Genomic DNA, 18,012 nt, shown 5'->3' on the forward strand with positions numbered 1-18,012 from the left:
TGTTCGATGCAGAGCTGGCGGAGTAGTCAGACACTCCGTTGATGTTCAGCTCAGTGGTCTTGGTCGATATCTCGAGCTGCTCCAATTCAGCCTTCGCTGGTTCAAGCACTGTGGCGGCAACAATTCCGAAGGCAATCGCGATACGAGAGGCTCCCACCCAGGAGTTGGAAATTGACTTGAAGGGGTGCATCAAACTGTTGATTGCGAAGCGCTCAATGGCGGGACATTACGAGTATTGATTCTTCTCAGCAGCGATAGGAGCTTCGATGAGCTGGTTTGGCATGCGGTCAGCTTGATTCCCCATGGCCATGTGGCCACCTATGGCCAGGTGGCTGACTGGATCGGGGCCTGGGGCTGTGCTCGTCAGGTGGGATGGGCTTTGCGCCGGCTGACGTTGCCGACTGAGGTGCCATGGCAGCGGGTTGTCAATGCCAAAGGACGGATTTCGATGAGCCTGAGTCGCGAGGGGTCCGATTGGATGCAGCGTCAGCTTTTGATCGCAGAGGCAATCCCTGTGGATGCAGAAGGCCGGCTCCCTTTGAAGAGATTTCTTTGGATGCCTGACCTCGAGGCGCTAGCTCTAGAGATCCACCAATTCGCCATTGCCCGTGAGTGAGCCTGAAGTCAACGGCGCCAAAATTGGTTTACCGGCGCGTCGTTTGGCCTGGGAGGTGCTGGAGGCCGTAGCTGCGGGTGCCTATGCCGATGTGGCCCTAGAGAGGGCTGTTCGTCAAAATCCCCTGTCTCCAGCGGATCGCGGCCTGGCCACTGAGCTGGCCTACGGATGCATTCGCTGGCGTCAATGGCTGGATGGTTGGCTGGATCGTCTCGGCAAAGTTCCAGCCCATAAACAACCGCCACGGTTGCGTTGGCTGTTGCATCTCGGCCTCTATCAAGTGCTGCGGATGCAGCGCATCCCGGCTGCTGCAGCGGTGGACACCACTGTTGAGCTCGCCAAGCGCCACCGGCTCTCCAAGCTGTCGCCGGTAGTAAATGGTGTGCTTCGCTCCGCCCTTCGCGCCAAGGAAGCCGGCGAGACCCTGCCTGTGCCTGAGCCACCCGCCCAACGTCTGGCGTTGTGCCACTCCCTTCCTCTTTGGTTTGCTGAAAGCTTGTTGAGCTGGTCTGGTCCAGACCAGGCCGAGCGTGTGGCTGTCGCCTGTAATCAAGTGCCCCCCTTGGATCTGCGCGTGAATCGCTTGTGCAGCACGCCTGACGTGGTGGTGGCTGAATTAGCCGAGGCGGGGGTGCCGACAAAACCGATCGATGGTTGCCCAGATGGCTTGCAGGTGCTTGCGCCTGCGGGAGATTTGCGACGTTGGCCTGGTTTTGATCAGGGGCATTGGAGCGTGCAGGATCGATCTGCACAGGGTGTTGCTCCGCTGTTACTGCCTCAGCCTGGAGATCGAATTCTTGATGCTTGTGCCGCTCCTGGAGGTAAGGCAACCCACCTGGCGGAGCTGATGGGGGATGTCGGTGAGATCTGGGCGGTGGATCGCTCCGCTGGTCGCTTAAAGCGAGTGGCTGCCAACGCGGCACGCTTGGGCTGCGGTTCGATCCATGCTCTGGCAGCGGATGCGACCAACCTCCTTGCGCAACAGCCGGAATGGCGCGGTTTCTTTCATCGCATCCTGCTCGATGTTCCCTGCTCGGGACTGGGGACCTTGTCCCGTCATCCCGATGCCCGTTGGCGCGTCACGCCTGTCACGGTGGAGGAGCTGTTGCCGCTGCAAACGCAATTGCTGGCGGCGATGCTGCCCTTGCTCGCTCCTGGTGGTCGATTGGTGTACGCAACTTGCACGATTCATCCCGCCGAGAATCTTGCGCAAGTCAACAAGCTGCTTCAGGAGCATGCTGATTTTCAGTTGGAGTCTGAGCAGCAGCGTTGGCCAGACCCAGAAGGAGGGGATGGGTTTTACACCGCGGTGATCACTGCACCGGGTCAATAGAAACGTCACTGACTGGATCAATTAGATTGACATTTTTTTTATTTCTATTGAATAAATGATCGGTCAAATAAAACAGCACTATTCATTTGGGCCTAGGTGCAAAGTTTCCCTTGTTGCGGACCGTGCTGTTGTGGATGCGTTACAAGCTCTCCCTGAAGATCTATGCCCTTTCTTTTTGACAGCGAAACAATGCCTATCGCATTAAAGAGTTGAAGCAGGCTGATCCCTATAGGATGGCTAGAGGTAAATCATGTCAACTGATTCAAGAGCATTGATTCATTCTTGGTGTTGAGAATGGCTGTACTATTGTTCTTGTTGTTGACACTTGTTAGTAGCCCTAGTGATTCGGTCGTTGTATTGAATTCAATTCCTTGAGAAGGGCTTTATTGAGGCGAGAAGAGCAATTTGCTTCGCCGCTTTTCCAGCCTGTCGTGTGCAGCCAAGGTTGATAGATCTCCTGGCATGCAGACTGAACTGCATTATTCCATTGTTTCGAGGTTGATGCGCCAAACTTTGATCGAACTTCCCTCGTGATCGAATCTGCTCTGACCTGATCGCAAAATGTCGATGCAGTGCCAGACGTCTGAGGCTGTGAACAATCAGGACGTACTTGCTCGGCAGCCACAGAGCTATTTGAAAGTGAAAAAAATGAGAGAAGCAAGAAAAATAACATGATCGACTAATTGAAAGCAATTGTGTGTGTGGCTGATATGTGCCCTTTAAATGAGAAAAGTGTAAATTTTATCGTTATGCTTGCGGCTGCGGTGATTGAAATAAGGCGATGATTTGTGTCCACGATTTTGGTCTTGGTATTTTAGGTCATTCGCTGTCGCTGGTTAGTATTAATTTTAATTTCCGCGTTTGTTCTGTTGATTGAATTGATAAGAAAGAAGCGGTGACTTTGAGCTTTCGCCCTCTCTTGATTCGCTCAGTCCCTCCCAAATCTGCGTTCTTATTGTCTTTCCTTCGTTGTCACTGCACCGGTAAAGGCCTAAAGAATTCATCCACCGGGGGGCCTCCAGATGGGCTCACGTACCGCGGAGTAGGTGCGGGTTTCGGAGTGGCTGCGTTGTCATTGGATGGATCATCCATTTCACCAAACAGATCACGATCGGGAAGAGGCCCGTCTCCAGGGTTCGGTTGATTGGGGTTGCTCGCTTTCTTTTTGCCAGGTCGTTGAAGAACCGGCCGCACAACGTTGGGCTTGGCGGGAAACTTCTGTGCCGGAAATTCCGACTTAATTTGATTCATGAATTGTTTCCAGGCCCATGCGGATTCGCCACTGTTGCTCTTGGTCTCCGCGTTGTTGTCGTGACCAAACCAAACGGCCGTGGTGAGTTGGGGAATTGAGCCGATGAACCAGAGATCGCGCCCCCCCTCCGAGGTTCCCGTTTTTCCTGCCACAGGGCGATCATCAAGCTTGGCTGCCACTCCAGTGCCGCCGCTCACCACCCGCTGCAGCATCCAATTCATGGTGTCTGCAACGTCGCTATCCATGGCACGCTTGCCGCGATCGCCATCGAGCCTGCGGCTCCAAAGCACATCGCCTCCAGGACCTCGGATCTCTTCAAAGGCCGTGGGCTTCACGTACACACCGCGATTGGTGACGGCGGAATAGGCAGCCGTCATGTCCAGAACGGTTTGCTCATAGGCACCGATGGCCATCGGGTAATAGCGGCCGAGAGGTCGCTGGTTGCCAATGCCGAGATTGTTGGCCATCGCAATAATCGGGTCAAAGCCAACCTTGTCTTGCAATTGCACCGCAACCGTGTTGAGCGAATTCTTTAAGGCGTCGGCGAGAGAGATGTTGCCAAAGTATTTTTTGCCAAAGTTTTTGGGGCAGTAACCGTTCCAGCAGCGCGGTTTGTCCAGGAAGATGTCTTCTGCTTTAACGCCCGCATTAATCGCTGCGCTGTAGGGAAACAGTTTGAAGGTGGACCCCGGTGATCTCAGGGCCTGGGTGGCGCGGTTGAACTGGCTGGAATAAAAGTTTTTTCCTCCCACCATCACCCGCACTAATCCGGTGCCAGGGGCGATCGAAACGATCACACCTTCTGTTCCATTCGGAGCGATTTCACGCACCACCTTCTGGGCTTTGCGCTGCCAATCGAGATTCAGGCTGGTGCGAATCTTGAGGCCTCCCACTTCCAGTTGTTCTGGGGTGAGCAAGGTGGGCAACTGTTGGGCGACCCAGGTTGTGAAGTAGGGAGCGGTGCTGTTGTAGTACTTCGGGATCGCGGGCTTGAGGGCCAGTGGGCTGTTGCGAGCTGCTTCCGCTTCGCCGGAGGTGATGAATCCTTCCTGCTCCATGCGGCTGATCACGATGCTGCGCCTTTGCAGGGCAATCTCGGGGTTCACCAGCGGGGAGTAGAGCGAGGGGGCTGGTGGCATGCCAGCGATGAGAGCCGCTTCTGGGAGGGTCAGTTCCTCCGGTTGCTTGGAGAAATACACCCAAGCCGCATCGGAGACGCCATAGGCGCTGGATCCGAGATACACAAAATTGAGGTATTGCTCGAGGATCTGCTCCTTGCTCAGTTGACGCTCGAGCTTGTAGGCCAGCGCTGCTTCCTTGAGTTTGCGCGTCACCGTCCGGTCCTGGCTCAAGAACACCGTGCGGGCCAGTTGCTGGGTGATCGTGCTTGCTCCTTCGCGCACCGAGCCCTGCTTCAAATTCGTGACAACGGCCCGTCCGATCCCCCAGAGATCAACGCCGTCATGCTCAAAGAAGCGACGGTCTTCCGCTGCGATGAACGATTGCATCACCAGCTGGGGCATTTGCCCTGGTTTGATCTTTTCCCGGGTGGCTGGCCCGAGTTTTTGGATCACCTTGCCGTTGCTCGAGAGGAGCGTGATCGTGCCAGGCCGATTGAAGAGATTGACCCCTCTGGCATCTGGCAGGGTCGCATCAATCGCGCGTGTGATGGCGGCCTGCCCGAGGGCAGCACCACTGCCAATTGCAGCGGCGACACCCGCGATCAGGAGCCAGTGACGACGGGTGCGATTCACATTCCCTGCGTCAGGGGACTGTGGCCGATCGCCAACGCTGTGACCAGCATTCCAAGCACGAGAAAGGGCTGGGCACTGGCTTGATATTTCACGTCGAATTCAACGGGGTCGCGAAGCAGCCAGATGTCTTGAAAAGTGATCTGAGGCACGATCAACAACACCAGCAGGACGGCTGCAAAATGCTGCCCGATTGCGATCAGAACTGCAACCATCAAGAGCTGGAAGAGGTCGATCATCCCAGCACTGATCCAGCTTGCGGGCCCAATCCCAAATGCAACAGGGAGTGACTGAAGGCCGAGAGCGCGATCACCTTCCACACTTTTGAAGTCGTTGACCACGGCAATTCCCAAGCCGGCGAGGCTGTAGGCAAGCGTGAGCAGTGCCGTCGCCCAGGTGAGTTGGCCAAATAGGGCCTGACCCGCCCACCAGGGAAGGGCGATGTAACTGGCCCCAAGGGCGTAATTGCCCAACCAACCGTTCTGTTTCAGTTTGAGGGGAGGAGCTGAATAGATAAAGCTCACAAACGAGCCGCCAAGGGCGAGCAGGAACAGCACGGGGGTGCTGTGTCCAGCCCAAACGTCCAAACCCCAAGACACCGCTAAGCCGGCGATCAAGAGGCCCCAGATCTGAACCTTCACTTGGCCGAGGCTGATCGCACCCGAAGGGATCGGTCGGTAGGGCTCGTTGATCGCATCGATCTCGCGGTCGTAGTAGTCGTTGATGGTTTGGGTGTAGCCCGCGAGAAGAGGGCCACTCATCACCATGCAGGCCAGCGCAGCGGCTACATGGTCAAAACGCCATTCGTAATTGCCACTAGCGGCAGCACCACACACCACCCCCCAGATCAAGGGGATCCAGGTGACTGGTTTCATCAGCTGCAAGCGCAGCTTCCAAATGTTGGAGGTGCCACTGGCACCTTTCATGCCGAGCAGCTGACGGGCGTCACTCACTAGGTCAATCCTCAGCCGGGAGCGATTTCGTCTTCGAAGAACCAGCTGGTTGAGCCATCACTGAGCTGAACGACCACGCCGATTCCTTTCCCATCGACAGTGCGGAAATCAACCACGGTGCCGATGGCGTCTTTCTTGAGCAATTCCACCAGCGCACCGGAAATGCGATCACGGACCCGGGTGACCCGGACTTTCGAGCCGATGTCGATCGTGACTGACGTCTGCTGTGACATGGCCTGCGAGGCTTGAGAAGTGGCCGCAACACTAACAGCCTCTTTTCAATTGACATGGTCGCTCTTCGTTTGATTCCCTGCCTCGACGTGGCCAACGGCCGGGTGGTGAAAGGTGTCAATTTTGTGGGCCTGCGTGACGCAGGCGATCCGGTGGAATTGGCCTGTCGTTACAGCGAGGCCGGAGCCGATGAACTGGTGTTCCTTGACATTGCGGCCAGCCATGAGGGACGCGCCACCTTGGTGGACCTCGTGCGTCGTACGGCTGCGAGTGTGACGATCCCCTTCACGGTGGGGGGCGGAATCGCTTCCGTGGAGGGCATCACGGAACTGCTGCGTGCCGGTGCCGACAAGGTGAGCCTGAATTCTTCGGCTGTTCGCCGCCCTGAACTGGTGTCTGAGGGGGCTGAGCGTTTCGGCTGTCAGTGCATTGTTGTGGCGATTGATGCGAGGCGCCGCTCGAGCGGGGGCTGGGATGTCTATGTGAAAGGCGGCCGCGAAAACACCGGATTGGATGCGGTGGCCTGGGCCCGTCGGGTTGCGGACCTTGGGGCGGGGGAGATCCTGCTCACTTCAATGGATGGAGACGGAACCCAAGCGGGTTACGACTTGGCGCTTACCAGGGCGGTGGCTCAGGCCGTTGCAGTTCCAGTGATCGCCTCGGGTGGGGCGGGGTGCATGGATCACATCGCTGCCGCCCTCGATGCCGGGCCAGAGGGCGGCCAGGCATCGGCGGCCTTGTTGGCCTCACTCCTCCATGACGGTGTTCTCAGCGTTGAGCAAATCAAGCTGGATTTGCAGGGACGCGGTTTGCTGATCAGGCCCTTGGAGCCTGAGCTGGCGCCTTAAATTGGGGAGACTTAGAGGGGCGATTGTTGCTGGGTGGTTTGCCATTTATGACCCGTCATCAGGCCTTGCCTGTGGGGATCCTTTTGGTTGCGGTGGTGATTGCGTTGCTGGCCTGGGCCCTGCAATTGATGCAAGCGGCGATCGATCAACAGGAATTTTCGTTGATGCTCGCGGGCTGCTTGGTGTGTTCAGCTGCCGTTGGTTTGGCCACGGTGATGGTGATGACGTTGAACGGACTGCTGGTTTGAGCTGCTTGTGAAACCTCGTGACCCAGCTGCGGTGGAGGCGTTGTTTAACGCCGTTGCTCCCCGTTACGACCGCCTGAATGATCTGCTCAGTTTGGGGCTGCACAGGCAGTGGAAGCGTCAACTCCTGTCCTGGCTGAGCCCGCAATCGCCTGAGCGTTGGCTTGATCTTTGTTGTGGAACGGGGGATCTCGCCCTTGCTTTGGCACGCAAGTTGAGGCCGGAGGGCTCGGTTTTGGGGTTGGATGCCGCCGCTGCACCGCTGTTGCTGGCGGCGGAACGCGCAGGCCGCGAGCCCTGGTTGCCGGTGCAATGGATCCAAGCGGATGCGCTGGAAACCGGGTTGCCGGATCAGGACTTCGATGGGGTGGTGATGGCGTATGGGTTGCGCAACCTGGCGGACCCGTTGTTGGGTTTTCAGGAGATGGCAAGGCTGCTGAAGCCTGGCGGGCGCGCCGCTGTTTTGGACTTCAATCGGTTGCCACAAGGCAGTGCAGCAGCTGCTTTTCAGCGCACCTACCTGCGCCGGGTGGTGGTCCCTGTCGCCGCTGGCATGGGGCTTGCCGATCAGTACGCCTATCTGGAAACGAGCGTGGAGCAATTCCTCACGGGAGAGGAGCAGGAGCGGGAGGCTGTTGCCGCTGGTTTCACCGCTGCACAGCATCGACCTTTGGTCGGCGGACAGATGGGTGTGCTGCTCTTAATTCGTTGATTGAATTCGTTAAGGATGGTTGAGGCCTGTTGAGGCCCTTGCGCGGTGAGCCCAAAAAGGGATTAGGAAGAAAACATTAAGAAACGGAGCTGTCCGTTTGGCCTTCCCCCTCCCCTCCTTGCTGGCTTCGATTGAAGATCTCTTGGTGGAGGTGGCATGGCTAGACGGGATGATCCTGGTGACTGAGAGCCAAGAGGCCACCTTTCTTCCTGTGGCTCAGGTGAATCCTGTGCTGGCCAGGCTGCGATCAAAGCCGCGAGGTGCAGAGGTCGCGGACAAGCTCAGCCTGTCGCTGCTCAAGTCCCAAGGAAAGCGGGCGAGCAAGCCCGTGTTGGTTGTCCAGGGAGACGGGCGCTTTTGGTTGGGGATCATTAGCCCCAGCGTGTCGCGTTCGCGCTCCCGGCATCAGCATGCGGTCGCTCACCTGGATCGCTGCTTCGCGAAGGGGTAGATCCTTGAGGAAGATTGGATCTGGGCCTCAATCTTTGGCTTTGTTCTGATCTGAATCCATTGAATTGGGATCTTTGTTTTTTGCTTAGATCATTGATTCTTCTTGCCTGGCTGATGCCTGCTAGATTTTTAATGCTTGCTTGTTATTGATTGAAAGGGCCCTCCACGCTCGCGTTGTTCATCGCTGTTGTTGGCAGTGGCTTGGTTGGGATGCTGGTTTATGCGGGTATTTTTTACTCCAACGCTAAGCGCACAATTCCTACGCCCGACGAGATTGATCAATCCATCTTTCAATCTAAGCAGGAAGCTGAGAATGCGGCGAATGAGTGGATCTCCCTTGGAGGCGTTTATTTTGTGGAGACGCTTGCCACGGTTCGGCGCACGGTGCCTCTAACGGCCCTTGAAAAGAAGAGATTGAAGTCTCAAAATAATCAGTCGATGAGGCAAAGAATTGAGGCTGAATATAGTGATTGTCTCGAGAAAGCTGAGACTGATCTAGCGAAAGAGCTGTGTTCGTTTGGTCCGCGTAAAGTCATCGCTGGAGATGATGCCAAGATCCCCCGGAAAAAGATCGTAAAAGATCAGGAATTGAAAAAAGTTGAATATCAGCGTCGTGAATGCAGCGACGATCAGGAGTTGCAGTCTTTCGAATGCATTGAGCTCGATGTTGCTCGTGATGCCGTTGTGAGTCGCCCTAGTGATAAAAAGTCGATACCCATTAAGGCCTTTCAACAGTTTCGTTATTAAGAACTCACTGATTCCTAAGTCTGATTCCTAAGTTTGATCCTTTGCTGAATTGGAAAGAGGAAAAGGGGCCGTTTGCGTTAAAGCCCTGAAAAGTTCTGATTGGTTGCATTCAGAGGGATGGCTCAGGGATCCTGATCGTGACTGAGTGAAAAGGTTCCATCGTGATCAGGCGTCGTTAACAGGCGTCGTGGTTTCGCTGCCCTGGCGCCATAAAAAATGAGAGGGCTCTCAACCCCTCTCAATGCGCCTTGCTTTCGCCTTTTCACTTTGGCTTTGGAGCAAGCGGAAGTATGACGAAATGGTGAGCGAGTCGCTACTAAATCAGTCTGTGGCGAAAGCGTGCTTCCGTCTTCAGGCCAGAAGCCTGTGCTCGACTAGCCTTTTACCTCCACAAGTTCTCTGCAATGCTGGCCCGTCTCGCAATCGTTCGGTATGTGTTTTAAAGTTTGCGATAGCGCAGAACCCTGTGAGCAAGTCCAATCGCCCACACTAGGTCCCTGCTTGGTATGCATTTTAGGACAAATTCTAGTGGCTACTCCGCAATGAGCAGTGACATTTGGAGACGCAAAAATTAAGAAATGATTGACAACCCGGGAGGTTTGTGTTTATTGAATTTACCTTATTGATGATCGGTAAATTCAATCATGTCGCACATTTCTCTTCAGGATGCTCATAACTGGTTGGAGCTGAATGGTAAGGGTGTCTCTGCCAACGAAATGCATGGAATATCGCTTAGTTCAGTTGCAGAAACACTCGAACTCTACCCTGATATAAGTTTTGCTGAGATAAAGCGTCTGTCTAATACCGATCCACGCGCGCTTACTAGTTCCGAGGCTGCTGGCGCGAAAGAATTTCAGGCGTGGGCGAGGGATATGCTCTACCAGTTCGGTGCAGATAACAACACCCTCACATTCTTTATTGATAGAGGCGGAAACCTTCCGTTCAATGGAGATCCCACCGAGACCAACCCATTTTCTAATCAGCTTACAATCACGCCTGGAGAAGATATTGTCGAATTTATTCGACAGACAATGGCCGAATACGAAGCATTAACGGGAGGGACGGTAAGATTCGAGGAAGTTAATGATGATGATCTTGCGACAATTTCCTTTTATTATTCAAAGGAGGTTGTCCTGCCAGAAGGTGGTACTTTGCTGGGGATGTCCACTGACGCTACTAATGGCATCGGCGGCAAATGGAGGAATATCTTTTACAACAGTGGTGGTGCTGAAGGCCTCACTGGCTCGGCCACAATTAAAAATACCATTGTTCATGAGATGGGTCATACAATTGGCTTCAGTCATCCATACGACCTGGCATCTGAGTACACGGGTTCGCATGCAGGCGATGGCTATAACTCTGCCTATAATTATAAGGACTCAATCATGAGCTACAATAGAATTAATCCCATGGGATCTGATCTGACAGAGTCGGATGAAAATGCTTATAGGTATATATGGCAATCGTTCGGAGGTTCAGAGGATCTTGCTAGTGCGTCCGGCAAAAGCCTTCGAAAGGCCGATGTATTTGGGCTAACAACGACTGCAATTGGTGGAAGGCCTTCCTACCTTGATTCGCTTGAAAATCAGAGTCGCGACTACATCACAGGTTTATCGGGTCCAGATTTGTATGTCGGTGATCAAAGCGATGACACCTGGCATGGAGGTGACGGGAACGACAAGTACTTATACAAGGGTGGATTTGATTTTGCTAGCGGGGGAGATGGTGAGGACAGCTTCTACATCGATCCGCTCAATGCGAATGGCTATTTAACAATAAACGACTTTACGGATGGCCAGGATAAGCTTGTTTTTCAGTCGGATGACGATTACAGCGTCTTTGCCTTTGGTGGTGCGACTTTTGTTCTTGCCAGTGACACCGATAAAGTTGTTTTTCTCAGGGGGGAGTTTACGGAGCAACAGCTTTTTGGAGATGCCGATGCTTCACCATTGTTATTCTTGTAAATCCTTGACTAAGCCGTTAGGGCCACTTGTCAAGTAGATCAGTATTGCTATTATTAGAAAAAATATGAAATGTATTGAAAGTATTTTGCCATCGTAAAGCGTCATTGATATACTTGTATGCAGCCTGCCCTTCTCATTCTCTTTTTAAGTTGGCGCTTCCGCAAACATCTTATCGATGTTGAGCTTATTTGAGAAATGGAAAAATCTCTGAGCAGGTTTACTCCCTAAGTGGTGTATTTAATTGCTCCATAATATACATCTATCTTTTTTTGATCTTTATATGTGGTTTTAATTTTTTTGAATCCTTTTAGTTCCTTTCGTTTGTTGTTAATCAGTCCTGACGCTCTTCGTATCGTCTGATTCCTTGCGTGTCGCTTCGTCTGTTGAGTTTTGTGTCTGTTCGGCAGTGAGCAAAAGGCTTCTATTGGTTTTGTCTCCGTGTGAACACTCCTTGGGTTTTCTCGCTTTGAATCTGTTTAGGTAGTTTGTCTGTTCTTCTCCTGGGCGCTTCTGAGGGTTGGACAAACGCGTTGGTTGAGAGAATTGTCAGTACTTCTGTCTAACTCGCTTAGACAGAAGTACTGACGTGTCTAACGCAGCAACACTATTGTGCTTCGTGTCTAACGACCGTCCAACTTCCCGCAAGGGCAAATCCAAGTCGCAGCAAGGCCAGTGCACTTCCAGGACATCATCAGCACGCTGAATCGCTTTTGGGGTGAGCAGGGTTGTGTGTTGTTGCAGCCCTATGACACAGAAAAAGGTGCTGGAACCATGAGCCCGCATACGGTGCTTCGGGCGATTGGACCAGAGCCTTGGGCTGTTGCTTATCCAGAACCTTGCCGTCGTCCCACCGATGGTCGTTATGGCGATAACCCCAATCGGGCGCAGCACTATTTCCAATATCAGGTGCTGATTAAGCCCTCTCCCGATGGCATCCAGGAAACCTATCTGGCCTCCCTTGCGGCCCTAGGGATTTGCGCTGCCGATCACGACATTCGTTTTGTGGAGGACAACTGGGAGTCGCCAACACTTGGCGCTTGGGGTGTGGGCTGGGAGGTGTGGTTAGACGGTATGGAGGTCACCCAGTTCACGTACTTCCAGCAATGTGGCGGCATCGACTGCAAGCCTGTATCGATTGAGATCACCTATGGCTTGGAGCGCCTAGCGATGTACTTACAGGATGTGGAAAGCATCTGGGATTTGAGCTGGAATGCTGAACGCAGCTATGGAGATATTTGGCTTCCTTTCGAGAAGGGGCAATGTCAATTTAATTTTGAGGCATCCAACCCTGATCGTCTCAAGCAGTTGTTTGCCATTTATGAGGCAGAAGCCACGGATCTGATTGAACACAACTTGCCAGCTCCTGCTCTCGACTTTGTTCTGAAGTGCAGCCACACCTTCAATCTCCTGGAAGCTCGTGGCGTGATTTCGGTGACGGAACGGACTGCCACAATTGGACGGATTCGCAATTTGGCCCGAAAAGTGGCGGAGGCTTGGTTAGCAGAACGGGAGGCCCTGGGGTTCCCTTTGCTGCAGTCAAAAGTGGCCGCGGCGGTTGATCATTGAGCTTGCTCTGATTGCATCAATGAAGCGGTATTGATTCGAAGCTTGAATATATTTTCAAGCTATGTGTTGTGGCTTTAGTGAGTCAAAACACATAGATAGTGGATTGTTTCTCTAGCTCGCTCTGACTGGATTTTTGCTTTTGTTTTTTAGGGGAATGCTTCAACCAGCTTGATCGCACAGCGTGGATGAACGTTGCTCTTTGGCTGGTTCTTTTGATGCTTGCCACCCAACTGGGGGCGGCCTTTCCCCAGGGGATTCAGCACTGGTGTGTGGTCTTGGTTGGGCTGGCTGCGGCTGTGCTGCTGATCTGCCGCCGGTTTGCGCTTTCAGGTTGGAAGCTGTTTGTTCTTGTGGTCGTGTTGTGTGGCTTGTTGCTGCGCTCCTCAATAGGGCAAGTGGCCACGCCCACCCCCCTGGATCCGCTGCAGCTTGTGCCAAGCGGTTCAGATGCGCAGCAGCTGGTGATTGAAGGCCGTGCTCTGGCTGATGCACCTGTTCGCCGGGGTCGCTGCCAAGCCCTGCTGCAGGTGCACCATTTGGCGGGGCAGGTACGCGATGGTCGCACGGAGTTGGTGGTGGATCCCTGCCCTCAGTTGGTGCGCAAAGGTTCCTGGGTGAGGGCTCAGGGTCAGCTCGTGATGCCTGCTGTCGCAACCCATCCCTTGCTTCCCAACCCGGCGGAACGGTTGGCGGCTCGTGGCTGTTGGACCCAATTCCGTACCAAGACAGTGGAGCTGATCCATCAAGATCACACCCCCCTGGCTGATCGGCGGCGTCAGATCGCGGCTCGCTTTCAAGAGCTAGCAGGAGAGCATTCAGGTGGTCTGTTGGCGGCGCTGGTGCTGGGCGGAGCCCACGTTGAGCTCAGCTCGGAGTTGCGAGAGGCTTTTCGTGTTGCGGGTTTATCCCACGCCTTGGCCGCTTCCGGATTTCATCTTTCCGTGTTGTTGGGAGCCACACTTGCCCTGACGCGCAGGGGTTGCATGCCCTTGCGATTGGCGGCTGGAGTGGGCGCGATGGCTGTGTTTCTTGCGCTGGCGGGCGGGCAGCCATCCGTGGTTCGTGCCGTGTTGATGGGCGCTGCTGCGCTCTTGATCCGGGAACGGGGCTCTCGCGTCCAACCCTTGGGCGTGCTGCTCAGCACCTTGGTGGTGATGCTGGTGCTGAACCCTGCCTGGGCACGTTCCATTGGCTTCCAGCTCAGTGCTGCTGCAACAGCGGGTTTAGTGCTCAGTGCGCAGCCCTTAGAGCAGTGGCTTCTCCAGCATGGTTCTCAGCGTTGTCCGCAGAGGTGGATAACGGTTCTGGCCCCTGCCCTATCGGTGCCGATGGCGGCGCTGCTTTGGACCCTTCCCTTGCAGATCCTGCATTTTGGCTCTGTTCCTTTGTACTCGCTAATGAGCAACCTGATGGCTGCACCTCTGCTGGCACCGCTCACCCTTGCGGCGATGACCTTGGCATTGCTGACGTTGGTGCTGCCAACGGCAATCGCTGCACTCGTGATGCCGGTGTTGGTTTGGCCGGTGCAGCAGTTGGCAGCGTTGTTGATCGCTTTGGTGGGGTGGATGAGCGCCTGGCCCCATGCCCAGCTGCTGACGGGACATCCGCAGCCTTGGGTTGTGTTGGTTGTTGTGCTGGCTTTTCTCCCTTGGGCCTTGCCCGCACTGCAACGCTGGCGCTGGAGAGCGTTTCCTCTTTTTCTCTTGGCCACGCTGTTGCAGGCGGGTGTTCAGCTCAGCGATGAGGTGGTGTTGGTGCAGCAGTGGGGAAGGCAGTGGCTACTGGCTCGTCATCAAGGGCGTGCTGCACTGATGAGCAGTCATGGCGATTTGCTTAGTTGCCAGTTGGCTCAGCAGCTTGCGCAGGGTTACGGACACCGCCGCTTGGATTGGCTGGTGGTGATGGACCCAGTGGCGAGTGATCACATCAGTTGTTGGATGCCTTTGGCCCATACCTTGCGGGCGGAGCATCAAGGCCAACCTCCCTTGCTTCAAGGTCAACGTCTGCAAAGCCCTGGTTTGATGTTGCGTCCTCTGCCAGGCCAAGACAGGCTTTGGCAGTTGCGCGTGAATGCGCAGCTCCATCGTCTTAAGCAATCAGGCCGTGGCGCTTTAAGATGGGATCACGCTGGTGAAGCGTTTGGAGAGGTGGCAGAGCCCGGTTGAATGCGCACGACTCGAAATCGTGTAGGGGTAACACCCTCGTGGGTTCGAATCCCACCCTCTCCGTTTTAATCATCGAGAAGGCTTCAAGGATCTATTTGTTCCTCTGGCCCTTGTGAGCTGAACGTTCTAATCCTAAAAGTCGCTGCGGTTTGGGATTGATATCGTTCGTCGGGGATTAAAGGTTTGAGCCCTTGATTTGTAAGGACTAAAGTGCCTTCAAGGTTCGCCTTAATCAGAGGTACTCTTTTGATTTTGTCTCTGTCAGGAGGGTCGATCATTGATTACATTTTTTTGATTGTCTCTAAGGACTGAAGAGAAAATGCCATTCAAGGCGTGGTGAAGATGGATCGACCATTCAAAGGTTTGTATTTGCAGAAAACGACTGCCCCATTCTTTTTCTCGTTTGTCACTTACACCCCACAGACGAAAGAGCAGATGATTGCCTGCGGAGATCTTGCTGAGGGAGAGGAGTATTTGAGCCAGGTTGTATGTGATTTTTTATTATTCATCTCAGAAGGCGTTCTTGGGCATGTTTTAACGGCTGATTTTCCAATTTCTTATGATGATGTCGTCATCGTTTGCTCTCGCCAGCGCGGTGATGGTGTCCAGCATGAATATTTAATTCAGGTTATTGATCGTGGATGGACAAACGAAGCTCAGACGAGACTTCTCGATGAATTGATGGCGATCTTGTCGCATCCCCTTTGGAATGGCGCAATATTAAAAAGCAATTAATTTTTCAAGGATTTGATTTCAGTGATTGAGATGCGCTTTGAATTCTTTGGATGGGTGCTGGTCAATGGTTTTGTTATTTGATGGAAATGATCGCGTAAAATAGAAGCATAAAAGCTGTGAATCCTCCAAGCCAGTATTTAGCAACGGTGAGCAGATGTTTGTTCAAGTGATTTGATTGCTTATGTGCTTTGGGCAGGGTTTTCTTGATAATTTCTTTGCTTGGTGAGGAGATTAGGAGTGAAAAAGAAGAACAAGTCCTTCGCTGACTTGATGAAATTCACGTTCTTCTCGGCTTAGATCCAAGCCAATCTCCAACCCTTCCTTTAAAGCCTTCTCAAACGGTGGAGTGGAAGGCGGTGACGCGTCGATCCACAGCGCCGCGATTCCAATCGCCGTGGCGTGCCACCGAAAGCTCCCTGTGTCTCCAATCGTGGGTTCTTGGAGAGCTTCTTCGAGAAGGGTGCTAATAGATGTGTCGGTGGAAGTCATGCCCCAGCTTCGGAATTTTTGCTCTGTGCTGCAATTGGCTGAGAGACTTCTTGACCTGTTTCTGTCAGCAAATGCTGTTATCTGCTGGTTTCGGCTCGCTGCTTCGTAGGTCGGGAAGCAGCAGTTGTTCCTGTGCCGTTGCGGTGAGTGGCCCTTTCAGCCTTTTGGTTGTGCCCTGTTGCGGTTCAGTAGGTTGAGACTCGAGGGACACTTGATGCAAGTCAGTCTGCGTCGAACGTCGCTTCAGGCCGGTGGATCCAGCCTGAGTCGGCGTGCGACGAAGCGGCATCTCGAGTTGTTGTCAGCCCCTCCCTCGGTGCTCACATCCGTGGCACTGGTTCGTAAGCAGAGCCGGTTGGGACGCTCACTCAAGCGAAGTGGTGATATTGCTTTCTCGTTGCTGGCCTTAGGGCTTGGATCACCAGCTTTTTTGTTGATCGCGGCCCTGGTGAGCTTGAGTTCGCCCGGACCTGTGTTTTATGTGCAGAAGCGTGTTGGTCGTCGATACCGCCATTTTGGATGCATCAAATTCCGCACCATGCGTGCGGATGCCGACGCTGTTTTGCAACGCGTGTTGGCTGAGTCACCAGAAATGCGCGCTGAATTTGAGCGAGATTTCAAGCTCCGCCAAGACCCTCGCATCACTCCGATCGGCCGTTTCTTAAGGCGTTCCAGCCTGGATGAACTCCCTCAGTTCCTTAATGTCCTCCGAGGGGAGATGAGCGTGGTAGGACCACGGCCGATTGTGGACAAGGAAATTGAGCGCTACGGCCCCTTCATGGATGAAGTGTTGGCTGTGCGGCCTGGTTTAACGGGGTTGTGGCAGGTGAGTGGCCGGAACAATCTCAGCTACCCCAAGCGGGTGAGGCTCGATTTGGCTTACTCGAGAGGCCGCTCTTTCCTTCTGGATTTGGCGATCATCCTGCGCACGTTTGGAGTGCTTCTGCTTCCCATGGACCGTGGTGCTTACTGAAGCAACGACCAGCCAGCTGCAGCCACCAACCAGGACGCTTCAAGTTTGAGGCTTAGGTTCAGCAGCTTGTGCACGCCTTCAGCCGTGGCCTTGCCTGATTGGGGAGAAAGCACTGGTTTGCTGATCCAAGTGTTGCCGTAGCGATTGAGCCCTCCCATCTGCACATCGGCGCACTGGGCAAAAATTGATTCTGAGAGTCCTGCGTTGGGGGAGGGATCAGGTCTCCCATCGGCGGTGGCGGCCCGCACTGTTGTTGGCCACTGGGTCCAGGGCAAGCTCACAAGCGGAAGCGTGATCAGCACCAACCGGCAGGGCAACCAGGTCAATAGGTCGTCGAGCCTGGCCCCAGCAGTCCCGAGCCAGCGCAAGCGTCCATGCTTGTACCCAAGCATCGAATCAAGGGTGCTGCTGGCTTTGAACGCCCACGCCAAGGCCAGGGGGCCTGGACCTTGGCTGAAGCCCGCCTGCCAGAGGCCAGCTCCGATCAACATCCAAAACAGCGGGGCAAACAGTCCATCCACTGAATTTTCACTGGCTGTTTCCGCGCTGGCCCGGAGGATGTCGTCTTGATCCAATTGGCTCACATCACGGCCCACAATCCAACTGAGGCGATCCCTGGCCGAGGGGAGGTCCGGGAGGGCATGAAGGACGGCCAGCACGCTGTCACGAAGGCTGCGAGCTGCCAGAGCACTCGCCAGGGCAAGAACCAGCAACATTGCCGCCAAGGGATGGGGCAACGGAGACTGGGGCAAGATCAGCCGTTCCAGCAGCCAGCCCGTTCCGCCGCTGCCCACCACCAAAACCAGCGTGATCAGGGCCCCACCGGCGCGCAGTGGCAAGGGCCGGTCTCCGGCCCCGCGTTCGACCCAGTGGCGAAGTCCAGTGATCACGCGCCCCATGGCGACCACTGGATGAGGGCTCCAGCGGGGATCGCCGACCAACAGGTCAAGGCCTGCGGCGACGATCACCAGCAGAAAGGGAT

The 18,012-nt window shown here is 54.4% G+C and carries 17 protein-coding genes and 1 tRNA gene; 13 read left to right on the forward strand and 5 right to left on the reverse strand.

The features are described 5' to 3' along the window. The first annotated feature begins 235 nt into the window (after positions 1-235). Both DXY38_RS06670 and DXY38_RS06675 read left to right on the forward strand, forming a co-directional pair. The gene (locus DXY38_RS06670; protein ID WP_170952886.1) at positions 236-616 is read left to right on the forward strand and encodes an MGMT family protein; all 381 of its coding nucleotides are present in this window, start codon (positions 236-238) and stop codon (positions 614-616) included. Further along, the gene (locus DXY38_RS06675) at positions 609-1,949 is read left to right on the forward strand and encodes a 16S rRNA (cytosine(967)-C(5))-methyltransferase (RefSeq protein WP_244279036.1); all 1,341 of its coding nucleotides are present in this window, start codon (positions 609-611) and stop codon (positions 1,947-1,949) included. Before DXY38_RS06670 ends, DXY38_RS06675 begins: the two co-directional genes overlap by 8 nt. Before the next feature lie 972 nt (positions 1,950-2,921). On the opposite strand, the gene DXY38_RS06680 is transcribed toward DXY38_RS06675, so the two are convergent. Genes DXY38_RS06680 through DXY38_RS06690 form a run of 3 tightly spaced genes read right to left on the reverse strand, consistent with a single transcriptional unit; the run spans position 2,922 to position 6,138 of the window. Next, a complete protein-coding gene (locus DXY38_RS06680; protein ID WP_115070983.1) occupies positions 2,922-4,955 on the reverse strand; it encodes a transglycosylase domain-containing protein in 2,034 nt (677 codons plus the stop codon). Then, a complete protein-coding gene (gene chlG, locus DXY38_RS06685; protein ID WP_115070984.1) occupies positions 4,952-5,905 on the reverse strand; it encodes a chlorophyll synthase ChlG in 954 nt (317 codons plus the stop codon). The genes DXY38_RS06680 and chlG overlap by 4 nt, the downstream gene beginning before the upstream one ends. A gap of 11 nt (positions 5,906-5,916) precedes the next feature. Beyond that, the gene (locus tag DXY38_RS06690) at positions 5,917-6,138 is read right to left on the reverse strand and encodes a DUF2862 domain-containing protein (protein WP_006854671.1); all 222 of its coding nucleotides are present in this window, start codon (positions 6,136-6,138) and stop codon (positions 5,917-5,919) included. A 54-nt stretch (positions 6,139-6,192) separates the two neighbouring features. On the opposite strand from DXY38_RS06690, the gene hisF reads away from it, so the two are divergent. The 10 genes from hisF (at position 6,193) to DXY38_RS06740 (ending at position 15,568) form a co-directional block, all read left to right on the forward strand. After that, on the forward strand, positions 6,193-6,984 hold the full coding sequence (hisF, locus tag DXY38_RS06695) for an imidazole glycerol phosphate synthase subunit HisF (RefSeq protein WP_115070985.1): 792 nt from the start codon (positions 6,193-6,195) through the stop codon (positions 6,982-6,984). A 47-nt stretch (positions 6,985-7,031) separates the two neighbouring features. Next, entirely contained in the window at positions 7,032-7,232 is a 201-nt protein-coding gene (locus DXY38_RS06700; RefSeq protein ID WP_038014775.1) for a hypothetical protein, read from the forward strand. 7 nt (positions 7,233-7,239) lie between these two features. Further along, positions 7,240-7,941: a bifunctional demethylmenaquinone methyltransferase/2-methoxy-6-polyprenyl-1,4-benzoquinol methylase UbiE gene (ubiE, locus tag DXY38_RS06705; protein WP_115070986.1), complete on the forward strand. Its 702-nt coding sequence runs from the start codon at positions 7,240-7,242 to the stop codon at positions 7,939-7,941. 97 nt (positions 7,942-8,038) lie between these two features. Continuing rightward, a complete protein-coding gene (locus DXY38_RS06710; RefSeq protein WP_038014773.1) occupies positions 8,039-8,392 on the forward strand; it encodes a hypothetical protein in 354 nt (117 codons plus the stop codon). 173 nt (positions 8,393-8,565) lie between these two features. After that, positions 8,566-9,138, forward strand: a complete 573-nt coding sequence (locus DXY38_RS06715) for a hypothetical protein (RefSeq protein WP_244279037.1) — start codon at positions 8,566-8,568, stop codon at positions 9,136-9,138. Positions 9,139-9,782: 644 nt separating this feature from the next. Then, on the forward strand, positions 9,783-11,102 hold the full coding sequence (locus DXY38_RS06720; protein WP_115070987.1) for a hypothetical protein: 1,320 nt from the start codon (positions 9,783-9,785) through the stop codon (positions 11,100-11,102). Between the two features lie 672 nt (positions 11,103-11,774). After that, entirely contained in the window at positions 11,775-12,668 is an 894-nt protein-coding gene (gene glyQ / locus DXY38_RS06725) for a glycine--tRNA ligase subunit alpha (protein ID WP_006854665.1), read from the forward strand. Between the two features lie 185 nt (positions 12,669-12,853). After that, positions 12,854-14,833, forward strand: a complete 1,980-nt coding sequence (locus DXY38_RS06730; protein ID WP_115070988.1) for a ComEC/Rec2 family competence protein — start codon at positions 12,854-12,856, stop codon at positions 14,831-14,833. Further along, positions 14,810-14,896, forward strand: a tRNA-Ser gene (locus DXY38_RS06735). Before DXY38_RS06730 ends, DXY38_RS06735 begins: the two co-directional genes overlap by 24 nt. 279 nt (positions 14,897-15,175) lie before the next feature. Then, positions 15,176-15,568 carry a hypothetical protein gene (locus DXY38_RS06740; RefSeq protein ID WP_115070989.1) on the forward strand — a complete coding sequence of 131 codons (393 nt, stop codon included), beginning with the start codon at positions 15,176-15,178 and terminating at the stop codon, positions 15,566-15,568. Between the two features lie 231 nt (positions 15,569-15,799). Here DXY38_RS06740 and DXY38_RS06745 read toward each other — a convergent pair whose 3' ends face one another. After that, positions 15,800-16,057 (reverse strand): hypothetical protein, encoded by a 258-nt coding sequence (locus DXY38_RS06745; protein ID WP_115070990.1) that lies wholly within the window; start codon positions 16,055-16,057, stop codon positions 15,800-15,802. Positions 16,058-16,271: 214 nt separating this feature from the next. Between DXY38_RS06745 and DXY38_RS06750 the strand changes: the two genes are divergently transcribed. Next, positions 16,272-17,030, forward strand: a complete 759-nt coding sequence (locus DXY38_RS06750) for a sugar transferase (RefSeq protein WP_115070991.1) — start codon at positions 16,272-16,274, stop codon at positions 17,028-17,030. Here DXY38_RS06750 and cbiB read toward each other — a convergent pair. Continuing rightward, entirely contained in the window at positions 17,024-17,998 is a 975-nt protein-coding gene (cbiB, locus tag DXY38_RS06755) for an adenosylcobinamide-phosphate synthase CbiB (RefSeq protein WP_115070992.1), read from the reverse strand. The genes DXY38_RS06750 and cbiB overlap by 7 nt on opposite strands. Between the last annotated feature and the right edge of the window lie 14 nt (positions 17,999-18,012).

The sequence above is a fragment of the Synechococcus sp. UW179B genome (genome assembly GCF_900474245.1).
Lineage (GTDB): Bacteria > Cyanobacteriota > Cyanobacteriia > PCC-6307 > Cyanobiaceae > Synechococcus_C.